This is a genomic window from Streptomyces sp. NPDC029014 (assembly GCF_055564695.1).
The window spans coordinates 54344-65392 of sequence record NZ_JBVHVT010000024.1 but is presented as its reverse complement, the minus strand read 5'-3'; the positions used below and the strand labels follow the sequence as shown (position 1 = coordinate 65392).

Annotated in this window: 5 protein-coding genes; 3 read left to right on the top strand and 2 right to left on the bottom strand. The window is 70.3% G+C overall.

The window, feature by feature from the left end:
• Positions 1 to 58: 58 nt before the first annotated feature.
• From ACZ4VL_RS15655 to ACZ4VL_RS15645, 3 genes are all read left to right on the top strand, one after another.
• The gene (locus ACZ4VL_RS15655; protein ID WP_468199929.1) at positions 59 to 1525 is read left to right on the top strand and encodes an NCS2 family permease; all 1467 of its coding nucleotides are present in this window, start codon (positions 59 to 61) and stop codon (positions 1523 to 1525) included.
• 67 nt (positions 1526 to 1592) lie between these two features.
• Positions 1593 to 2744 (top strand): XdhC family protein, encoded by a 1152-nt coding sequence (locus tag ACZ4VL_RS15650; RefSeq protein WP_468199927.1) that lies wholly within the window; start codon positions 1593 to 1595, stop codon positions 2742 to 2744.
• A 222-nt stretch (positions 2745 to 2966) separates the two neighbouring features.
• The gene (locus ACZ4VL_RS15645; protein WP_468199926.1) at positions 2967 to 4268 is read left to right on the top strand and encodes a YncE family protein; all 1302 of its coding nucleotides are present in this window, start codon (positions 2967 to 2969) and stop codon (positions 4266 to 4268) included.
• Positions 4269 to 4290: 22 nt separating this feature from the next.
• Here ACZ4VL_RS15645 and ACZ4VL_RS15640 read toward each other — a convergent pair whose 3' ends face one another.
• Together ACZ4VL_RS15640 and ACZ4VL_RS15635 are read right to left on the bottom strand one after the other, a co-directional pair.
• Entirely contained in the window at positions 4291 to 6534 is a 2244-nt protein-coding gene (locus tag ACZ4VL_RS15640; RefSeq protein WP_468199925.1) for a terpene synthase family protein, read from the bottom strand.
• Positions 6535 to 6788: 254 nt separating this feature from the next.
• Entirely contained in the window at positions 6789 to 10727 is a 3939-nt protein-coding gene (locus ACZ4VL_RS15635) for an FG-GAP-like repeat-containing protein (RefSeq protein WP_468199923.1), read from the bottom strand.
• Positions 10728 to 11049 lie beyond the last annotated feature (322 nt).

Genomic DNA, 11049 nt, shown 5'->3' with positions numbered 1-11049 from the left:
AATCCCGCCTCCGAAGACTTCGAGCGGGTGCCCCTGTGAACCTTGGGAGTTAGGCACCATGACCCAGTCCTCTGTGGAGCCCAAGACCAGCGCGGAAGAGGCCGGCGACGGCTCTCGCAACCCCGCCGGGCGTTCTTGGCTCGACCGGTACTTTCACATCACCCATAGAGGGTCGAACGTCGGCAGAGAAGTTCGTGGCGGTATCACGACCTTCATGGCCATGGCGTACATCCTCCTGCTCAACCCGCTGATCCTCTCCGGCAAGGACGTCGCCGGGGACACCCTGAGCCAGAAGGCCCTGATCACGGCCACGGCGTTCGCCGCCGCCGTGACCACGCTGCTGATGGGCTTCTTCGGCAAGGTCCCGCTCGCGCTGGCCGCCGGCCTGTCCGTCTCGGGCGTGCTGGCCTCGCAGGTCGTCCCGCAGATGACCTGGCCGCAGGCCATGGGCATGTGCGTCATGTACGGCGTCGTGATCTGTCTCCTGGTCGTCACCGGCCTCCGCGAGATGATCATGAACGCGATCCCGCTCGCGCTCAAGCACGCGATCACGATGGGCATCGGCCTGTTCGTCGCCCTCATCGGCCTGGTGAAGTCCGGCTTCGTGCACGAGAACCCCGCCCCGGGCGGCGGCCCCGTGACCCTCGGCCCGACCGGCGAGCTCGCCGGCTGGCCCGTGCTCCTCTTCGCCGTCACCCTGCTGCTGATCTTCATGCTCCAGGCCCGCAAGGTCCCCGGCGCCATCCTGATCGGCATCGTCACCGGTACCGTCCTCGCCGCCGTCCTGAACGTCGTCATCGACATCGACGACAAGGCCTGGGCCAGCGGCCCGCCGGTCCTGGAGGGTTCGGCCGTCTCGATGCCCGACTTCTCGCTCTTCGGGCAGGTCGAGTTCGGCGGCTGGGGCGAGGTCGGCGCGATGACCGTCGGCATGATCGTCTTCACCCTGGTGCTGGCCGGCTTCTTCGACGCCATGGCCACCATCATCGGTGTCGGCACCGAGGCCAAGCTGGCCGACGACAAGGGCCGGATGCCCGGCCTGTCCAAGGCCCTGTTCATCGACGGCGCCGGCGGCGCCATCGGCGGCTTCACCGGCGGCTCCGGCCAGACCGTGTTCGTCGAGTCCGCGACCGGCGTCGGCGAGGGTGCCCGCACGGGCCTCGCCTCCCTGGTCACCGGCCTCTTCTTCGCCGCCTGCATCTTCTTCACCCCGATCACGCAGATCGTCCCCGGTGAGGTCGCCGCCGCCGCCCTGGTGGTCATCGGCGCGATGATGATGCAGAACGCCCGCCACGTGGACTGGGCCGACACCGCGACCTCGATCCCGGTCTTCCTCACCGTCGTGCTGATGCCCTTCACGTACTCGATCACGGCCGGTGTCGCCGCCGGTGTGATCTCGTACGTCGCGATCAAGGTCGCCCAGGGCAAGGCCCGCGAGATCGGCGGATTCATGTGGGGACTGACGGCTGTGTTCATCGTCTTCTACGCACTGAACCCCATCGAGGGCTGGCTCGGGGTCCACTGACCCTGACCGAAAAGCACTGACCCTCCACGCATCCGATACTGGAACCCGAACCTCCGAGGAGGCCGCAATGCTGGACATCGCCGAAGAACTGAACCGGTGGGTCGAGCAGGGACGCGACTTCGCCGTCGCCACCGTCGTGGCGGTCGGGGGCAGCGCACCCCGGCAGCCCGGGGCGGCCCTCGCCGTCGACAGCGAGGGCACGGCCATCGGCTCGGTCTCCGGCGGATGCGTGGAGGGCGCGGTGTACGAGCTGTGCCGCCAGGCGCTGGAGGACGGCGAGACCGTCCAGGAGCGCTTCGGCTACAGCGACGACGACGCCTTCGCCGTCGGCCTGACCTGCGGCGGCATCATCGACATCCTCGTCACCCCGGTGCCCGTCGGCTCCCCGGGCCGCGAGGTGTTCGCCGCCGCCCTCGCCGCGGCCTCCCGCGGCGAGGCCGCGGCCGTCGCCCGGATCGCCGAGGGCCCGGACGAACTCAAGGGCCGCGCCGTACTGGTCCGCGGCGACGGCGGATTCGAGGGCGGCCTCGGCGGCCACCCCGAACTCGACCGCACGGTCGCGGAGGAGGCGCGCGCCATGCTCGACGCCGGCAGGACCGGCGTGCTGGAGATCGGCGCCGACGGCCGGCTCTGCGGGGAACCGCTGAAGGTCCTGGTCGAGTCCAGCGTCCCGCCGCCGCGGATGATCGTCTTCGGCGCCATCGACTTCGCCTCCGCCCTGGTGCGGATCGGCAAGTTCCTCGGCTACCACGTGACGCTGTGCGACGCGCGCCCCGTGTTCGCGACGAAGAAGCGTTTCCCCCAGGCGGACGAGATCGTCGTGGACTGGCCGCACAGATACCTGGAGAGCACCGAGGTCGACGGCCGGACCGTGCTGTGCGTGCTCACGCACGACGCCAAGTTCGACGTCCCGCTGCTGCAGCTGGCCCTACGGCTGCCCGTCGCCTACGTCGGCGCGATGGGCTCGCGCCGCACCCACGAGGACCGCAACCGGCGGCTGCGCGAGGTCGGCGTGACCGAGCTCGAACTCGCCCGCCTGCGCTCCCCGATCGGCCTGGACCTCGGCGCCCGCTCCCCGGAGGAGACCGCGCTGTCCATCGCCGCCGAGATCGTCGCCAACCGCCGCGGCGGCTCCGGGGCGGCCCTGACCGGCGGACACATCCCGATCCACCCCGACACCTCGAACACGGTGGTCGGCAGGATCGGCTCGGTGGCTTGAAGGGGCGGCCCCGGATCCGCAGGGACGGCCACCGCGGGTCGATGACCCGCAGGCATGAGGCCATGAGGCCATGAGGCCATGAGGGCGTGAGGGCGTGAGGGCCGAAGGCGCGACGCCATGAGGGCATGAGGAAAAGGGCGCAGCCACGGGGGTTGCGCCCTTTCGCTGCAGCCCCTATTTTACCCGCCGGTAACAGCGCCTGCCTGCAACGGAGTTGAGCGAATGTCCCGGACCGACCGGCCCGCCCGCACGCCCGTGCGCCGCACCCTCCTCGCCGTGGGCGCGCTGGCCGCGGCCGCCCTCGCGGCCGGCACCGCGACGCCGGCGGCCTCGGCGTCCGCACCCGAAGCGGCGCCCCCGGCCCCCGCCGCCTCCGCGGGGCTGCGCGAGGTGCTGTTCGTGGGGAACAACTGGGAGGGCACCGCCGACGTCCTCGCCTCCGTCGGCAACCTGGAGCGCATCGGCCGCATCAACGTCGTCCCCGACAAGGAGGAACGCCTCCGGGAGATCTACCTCAACCCGATCAAGCTGGGCTTCTTCCTCGGGATCCGGCACACCGCCGGCGAGGGCCACGACCAGTTCGTCGACGACATGTACACCACCCCGGACGGCTCCGCCGTGGTCGTCTCCCGCCCCAGCTTCGCCGACGTCGTCTCCCTCGACCTGCGCACCGGCCGGGTCAACTGGCGCTTCCCGGTGGCCGGGTACCGCTCCGACCACATGGCCGTCTCGCCCGACGGCACCCGCGTCGCCGTCTCCGCGTCCACGGCGAACACCGTGCACGTCCTCGACATCGCGACCGGCCGCCAGGTCGGCTCCTTCACCACCGGCGACAAGCCGCACGAGAACGCCTTCACCCGCGACGGCCGCTTCCTGTGGAACAGCTCCATCGGCGACGTGACCTCCGCCCTGGACGCCCCCTGGCTGGACTGGACGAAGGGCGACCGCAAGATCACGGTGGCCGATGCGCAGACCTTCCGCACGGTCCGCACCATCGACATGCGGGAGCGGCTGGACGCCGCCGGCCGCAAGGACCTCTCCGACGCCGTGCGGCCCATGTCGATGAGCCCCGACGAGTCCACGCTCTACTTCCAGGTGTCGTTCTTCAACGGGTTCGTCGAGTACGACGTCGCCGCCGACCGCATCACCCGCGTCAAGTCCCTCCCGCAGAACCCCGCCACCAGCGGCGACCGCACCACCTGGGTCAACGACTCCCGCCACCACGGCATGTCGATGAGCCCCGACGGCGCCAAGCTGTGCATCGCCGGCACCATGGACGACTACGCCACCGTCGTGGACAGGGCCACCCTCGCCGAGGGCCCGCTGGTCCCCGCCGACAAGCCGTACTGGGCCACCGTCGACGGCGACGGCACCGGCTGTGTGATCTCCGAGAGCGGCTCCGACCGGGTCACCGCCATCGACTTCGCCACCGGCGCGAAGCGGGTGTCCGTCCCCGTCGGCGACCACCCGCAGCGCGTACGGATCGGCCACGTCCCGGCCGGCTGGACGGGCCCCGCGAGGTGACCGCCCAGCCGGTGGCGGCGGGTCAGGCGGGCCGCCGCCCCACGGCGGCCGCCGACACCCCGAACGCCGGCAGACCGAACGAGGCGTGCCCCGGGGCCGCCGGAACCCCGGCCGGGGCGCGGCGCAGGTCCTCCTCCCCGAAACGGCGGGTGCTGCGGTGCCAGTGGAGGTTGGACGCCATCCAGTCCTCCAGCCCCCGTACGTACGCGTCCAGCCAGGCGCGCGCCGTCCGGTCGAGGCCGTGGTCCGCGTACAGCACCGGGAGCTGGTGGTCGCGGATGTGCTCGAACTCGCGGATGCGCTGGACGAGCAGGTCGGAGACGATCCGGAACGCCTGCGGGTAGTCGATGTCGAAGAAGTTCTGGGTGACGAGGACGTGGTTGTGCACCCCGCCCTCGAACTCGACGTCCCGCTGGTACGAGAAGAGGTCGTTGACGAGGCACCCGACGTCGGCGGCGGCGCTCTCCAGCGAGCGCACCGCCCCGTCCCGCCGGACCGCGGGCGGCACCCCGCCGTCCCCGCGTCCGGCCCTGGCCAGGAACATCGTCAGCTGACTGCCGAAGGTGAGGCGGCGCATCTCCGCGTAGTCGACCGGGTCGGGGATCCGGTTCACGGCCGTGTTGCCGATCTCCCACACCCAGCTGTCCAGCGTCCCGGCGACGAGGCCGCGGAACTCCTCCAGGTCCGCCCCGCCCATCGAGGCGGCCGTCCGGTCCCACAGGTCCTTCAGGCTCCGCTCCATCACGGTGGCCGGCTCCACCCCGGCCCCGGCCCCCTCCCCACCGAGCGGCATCAGGGCGATCAGCCGGTCCGTCGCCGCCCTCGCCGCGGCGGGCGACTTCGCCCGGCCGAAGACCCTGGGGTAGTAGTCGTCCGCGTACGTGCCCCAGGCCACCCACAGTGCGCCCAGGCACAGCGCGCCGGCCGTGGCACCGGGGTCCATGCCCGCGCAGAACAGGGCGAGGTCCATGCCCACCAGCTCGTCCTCGGTCCACAGGTCCGAGCCGGGGTCGCCGGGCTGCGACCCCAGCAGGCCCACGTCCCGGCACCAGTCGACCAGTTCGCGGCGGGCCAGGTCGAGGTGCGGGCTGAGGGACAGCGGGAACGGCATGCCGAGGTCGGGCAGCAGCGGCGGCCCCACCTTCCGGTACGGCACGTGCGTGAAGCTGCGCCGCCGCAGCCCCTCCGAGCGCGGGGTGAGGACCGAACGCCAGTCGAGGGCGGCGGTGCCCGGACCGCCGGGCACGAACGGCAGGGCGACCGGCCCGGCCCCCCGCGCCCCCTCGTTCATGTACCGGCTGGAGACCAGGTGCCACTCGTGGCCACCGGACTGCCAGTCCTGCAGCCCCTTCGCGTACGCCATCACGGCGGCCGCCTCGTCCGGGCCCAGGCCGTGCTGTACGGCGAGGGCGGGCACCTCGGCGAGCGCCGTGTACTCGAACTGCTGGAGCCGGGAGGTCAGCAGGTCGTTCGACAGGTCGGCGGCCTCCTGGGTGGAGCAGCCCAGGAAGGTCTCCAACACCAGCACGGCGTTGGAGAGTTCGCCCTCCTGCTCCACCTCGCGCTGGTAGGAGAAAAGGTCGTTGCGGATGTGGACCGCGTCGGCGAACGCGTCGCGCAGCACCTGGAGCGGGCGGGCGTGTGCGACCCGGGCCGGTACCTCGGCGGCCACGTACTCGACCAGACCGGCCGACCAGGGCGCACCGCCGACCTTGCGGCGCATCTCCACGTACTCCAGCGGGTTGGCCACCCGGCCCATGTTGATGTTGTGGAGCTCCCACATCGACTCGTCGAGGAGGTTCCGCGTGGACTCGGAGAACCGTTCCCTCCAGTCCATCGACATCACGGGCACGGTCCGCGTCCACAGGTCCCTCAAGCCCGCCTCGACCGGGTTCGCCGGCTCGGGGAACCCGTCCGCGAGGTCCATCGGCATGAACGCCGCCAGCCCGTCGAGGTACGCCCGGGCGCCCTCCCGGTCCTGGGTGCGCTTGTACACCTCCAGGAAGTGGTCGTCGAAGAAGAACACCCACACGTACCAGTCGGTGACCAGCTCCAGCGCGTCACTGCCGCAGTCGGGATGGGTGTAGGAGCACAGCAGCGCGTAGTCGTGCGCGTCGAGGTCCTCCTGCGTCCAGACGCCCGACCCCTCCAGCATCCCGAAGCCGCGGGCCCACTGCGCGGTGTGGGCTCTCGCCGCCTCCAGGTGCGGGTTCAGTCGGGCCGGATAGGGGACGTAGAACTCCGGCAGTCGGAACGGCTGCGTCACGGCGGGTCAGGCCTTTCGGTCCGAGGGCACGGGGGCTCCCTTGCCTGCGGCCCCCGCACGAGATCAGCAGGGCTTTACCCCACCCGCCGCCGATACGAGGAAGAGTTCACCGCTTCAGGTGACACGTGAACCGTTCCGCACCGCGCGCGCCGGGCGGTGGTGAGGTGTCCGCCTCCCGCCGTACGCGGGAGGCGGACGACGGGAGGGATGAGGCCCCGGACGGGACCTCACCCCTCGGTGTTCAGAGCCGTGCGTCAGAGGACGACGTCATAGCCGTTCCAGCCGTTGCCGATCAGGACGCGGCCCTGGCCCGGCAGGAAGTCGTAGAGCTCACCGTTGTCCAGGACGCCGACGTGCTCCGCGGCGCCGTCGCTGTTGAGGTCGGTGGGGTACGGGGTCCATCCGCCGACCCACCAGCCGTTACCCTCGAACGTCCGGGCACCGAAGGAGATCTTCCCGTCCGCGCCGGTGCTGTTGGGGAACAGGTAGACCTCGCCCTGGTCGGTGCGGCCCACGATGTCGATCTTGCTGTCGCCGTTGAGGTCGGCGTACCGCAAGGTCTCCCACCCCCCGGGCCAGAAGCCGTTCCCGATGAACTGGCGTCCACTGAGGGTGCTGGTGCCGGTTCCACCCGCGCCGGGGTAGACCCACAGGTCGGCGTTGCCGTCACGGGCGAAGACGTCGGTGCGGCCGTCGAGGTTGACGTCACCGAAGCCGAGGTCGTAGCCGTTCCAGCCGACCCCGATGAGGTAGCGGCCGGAGAACGCGTTGGTCTCGGAGCCTGTTCCCGGGAAGAGGTAGAGATCACCCTCCTTGGTGCGGCCGACGATGTCCGAACGGCCGTCGTTGTTGAGGTCGGCGGTGTACAGGTTCGTCCAGTAGTCGCGCCAGAACCCGTTGCCGATGAAGTAGCGGGCGCCGAGCGTGCTGGTGCCGCTGCCGCCGGTTCCCTTGTAGACCCACGCGTCGCCCTGGGCGTCGCGGGCGAGGACATCGGTGAAACCGTCGCTGTTGTAGTCCGGCCGGCTCTGCGAGCCGCTCGTCCACAGGCTCTGGCCGGAGGCGTTGTAGATCACGAGCACGCCGCGGCTCTGCAGCACGGCGTAGGAGTAGGGGGTGCCGGTCCTGCTGCTCCACAGGGCTGTCTTGCCGTCTGCTTCGTAGACGACGAAGTTCCCGTCCGTCTGCATGCGCGCCACGGCGCCGTTGTGGCCGCCGGTGTTCGTGGACCAGATCTGCTTGTTGTCCTTGGTGGTCAGGACCAGGTTGCCGTCGGTCCGCATGACGAGCTTGGCGTTGCCCGAGTTGAACTCCTCGCCGGAGGCCAGCGTGGTGCCCGCCGGGATCTTCGCTCCGGGGACGCCGTCGATCTGGTAGGAGCCGGAGAACGACGTGACGGTGCCGCCCGAGGCGATCCCGTTCCAGCCGACGACCGTGTTGTCGGCCTGACGGGCCCACAGGTCGCTCACGCCGTCACCGGAGAGATCGCCCACGGATCCGATCTGCGGGAAGGCGGCTTGGGGCACGCCGCCGCCGATCTTGGTGCGGGTCCGGGTGCCCCAGGTGGCGAGGTCGACGATCAGGTCGCCGTTGCCCTTCTGGCCGTAGGTGCGCAGGACGTCGCCGGTGGCGTTGTCCCGGAGCCAGAGGTCCGGAACCTTGTCCCCGTTGAGGTCGCCGGGGGCGATGACGGTGTACTTGTCCCAATCGGTGTTGCCGACGAGGACCGGCTCCGCGGTGCTGTCGAGGGCTCCGGAGACGCTTCCGTAGTAGGCCCACAGCTGCTTGCCCTGCTTGACCAGGAGATCGGGCAGGTCGTCCTTGTTGAGGTCGCCGGGCGCGATGACCTGCTCGGCGTTGTACCAGTGGTCGTCGCCGTTCCAGTCCGGACCGTAGTCGCATCCGGCGTTCGGGGCCTTCTTGGGGCACGCGACCGTCATCTCGATCGGGTTGTCCGCGCCGCCCTTGCCGTCGTTCGCGTAGACGAAGAGCTTCTTCTCCGTCGTCCCGGTGGGTTGTTCGAGCGACACGAGGTCGTTGTACCCGTTGCCGTCCCAGTCGCCGAGCGTGTCGATGCGGGCGCCGTTGAAGTTGGTGCCCGCCCTGGTCGCGGCGGTGAACTTGCCGTTGCCCTGGCCGGTATAGGTCATCAGGTTGCCGAAGGAGTCGTTGCTCCAGATGTCGCGGTTCCCGTCGCCGTTGAGGTCGCCGGGAGCGTCCTTGGTGGCCGAGCGGGTGGCGTAGAAGAGGTACGCCGTGGTGTCGGAGCGGTTGCCGGCCGCGTCCTGGCTGAAGGCGTAGAGGTAGTGCGGGCCGGCGCCCGGCGGGGTGAGCTGGACGTCGACCGAGGCGCCGGGGGTCACGGTGCTGCTCTTGAGCTCCGGATCCCAGTCGGTGTAGTACCCGTACCAGGTGACGTCCTTCACGCCGTTGGCGGCGAGGGTGAACGTGCCGGGCGTACGGGCCTTGCCGGTCGTGGCGGGCCAGCCGTTCCTGCCGTCGGGGAAGACGGTCGAGCTGATCTTCGGCGCCTTGGTCGGCCGGCTGCGGTCTACCGAGAACTTGCAGGTCTGCGACCAGGCGGAGGTGGCGTTGTCCTGATCGGTCGCCCGGACCTTCCAGGTGTAGTCGCCGTCGGGCAGGCTGGTGTCAGGGACGGCCCACGTCGCGACCTTGCCGTTGTTGGCGGGGATCGCCCGGGTGGCGACGGGAGTGCTCTGACCGGCCTTGAAGATCTGGTACTCGGCGGACAGGTTGCCGGCGTCGGGGTCCGAGATCGTCGAATAGAGGCTGACCGTGGCGTTGCCGATCTTTCCGCCCTCGACGCACGGGACCCAGGGCGAGGTACCAGGGTCGGCCGGGGTGCGGGGCGGGTTGTTGTACTCCGTCTCCAAGGTGATGGTCTTGGGGTCGAAGCGCTTCCACTGGTACTGGTCGCTCTCGTTGGACGCGAACAGGCCCAGCGTCACGCTCGACCAGCCCTTGGACGCGGACTCCCGGGCGGCTGCGGTGGCGTCGAACTCCAGGTTGCCGGCGCCGCAATCGGGGCGACCCTTGGCGGCGGAGACGGTCGCCAGCTTGGTGCCCTTGCCGGGCTGGCTGTTCCAGGTGGTCGCGGAGGAGATGGGGCCGGTGGTCCACAGCTCCACGGGAGTGGGCGTGCAGGACCAGGACCACGTCTCCTTGATGCGGAACGTGGACTTGGTGACCTGGGCGCCCTTGAGGTTGGCGGTGTCGAGCTGGAAGAAGGAGCGCGACAGGCCGTTCGTCTCGCTCTCGTAGCCGACGCGGACGTCCTGCTTCGTGTTCCAGTACGAGTTCTTCGGCCAGCTCCGGTACGCCCAGGCCCAGTTCTGGCGCTCGCCCCAGGCGACCGAGGGGTCGATGAAGACGGGGTATTTGGTGGCCGCGTTGGTCAGGAGGGCCTGGTCGGGCTTGATCTCCAGGTTGCCGCCCGTCACGGCGGTCGGCATCTGAGCGTCCTTCGCACCGGACGGCGCGACGAACGCGTCGGCGGGCGCGGCGGGCTCCCCGGCCGCCGCGGCGGCCGCCGCAGGGGCGGCCGTCCTGGCCTGGGGAGCGGCGGCTCCGGTGGTGGTGGAGTCCCACATCATCGGCGCGGACGCGGTGAAGACGGTCTGGCCCGCGGGATTGACGGCACTCAGCAGGCCGGTGGTGGCATTGGACGAGACGTTCAGGCCCACGGTGTCGAGCTTGAACTTCAGGGTCGCGAGGTCCGGGTGCTTGGCCGCCTCGGCCGTCTTGACGACGAGCAGCTCCGAGAAGCCCTCGACGTCGGCCTTCAGCTGCAGGTCCACGTCCGGCAGCACGTTGGCGTACGTCGCCACGTTCGCGGCCAGCGTCGGCTTGGGCAGCGCCTTCGGCCAGGTCAGCGACAGTGTGCGGCCATCGCGCACACCGGTCAGCAGCGGCCCGGTGCCACCGCCCGAGAAGGTGATGCTGACGGCCGACGCCTTGGGAGCCACCGTGCCGTCCGTCGCGAACGCCAGCGTCGGATCGGTCGCCATCCACGCGCCGGCCCGCCGCACCCGCACCGTCGTCCCGTAGCGCTTGACGGACCACTTGCCCGTAGGCAGCGCCCAGGTGTCCGAGGTCTCGGTCCGCGCGGAAGTCAGCTCGTAGGGCTGCCCCGTTTCCTTGGCCTTGGCGAGCGCGAAGTCGGCCGGGCTCATGGAGCCGTCGGCGACAGGGTCGGTCGCGGCGACCGCGCTCTCCGACGGGTGTATTACTGCGAGCCCGGTAGCGGCAATTCCGGTTATGAGGGCCAAAGAAATGACCCGTGAAATCCCCCGCCCACCCCGTCCACCGAGGAGGGCCTCTCTTCTTCTCACGCACACTCCAACAGTCGGATATTCGCGGCAACTCTACTGCGCTCATGCGGTGTTGCACGCCTGAACTGCACTCTTTATGCCCGCTTTAGGTGTGCCGCCCCAGTTGATCCCCTGGATCGACTTGGCTGGAATCCGTGTAGGTGACGGTATGTCCGATGGGGGA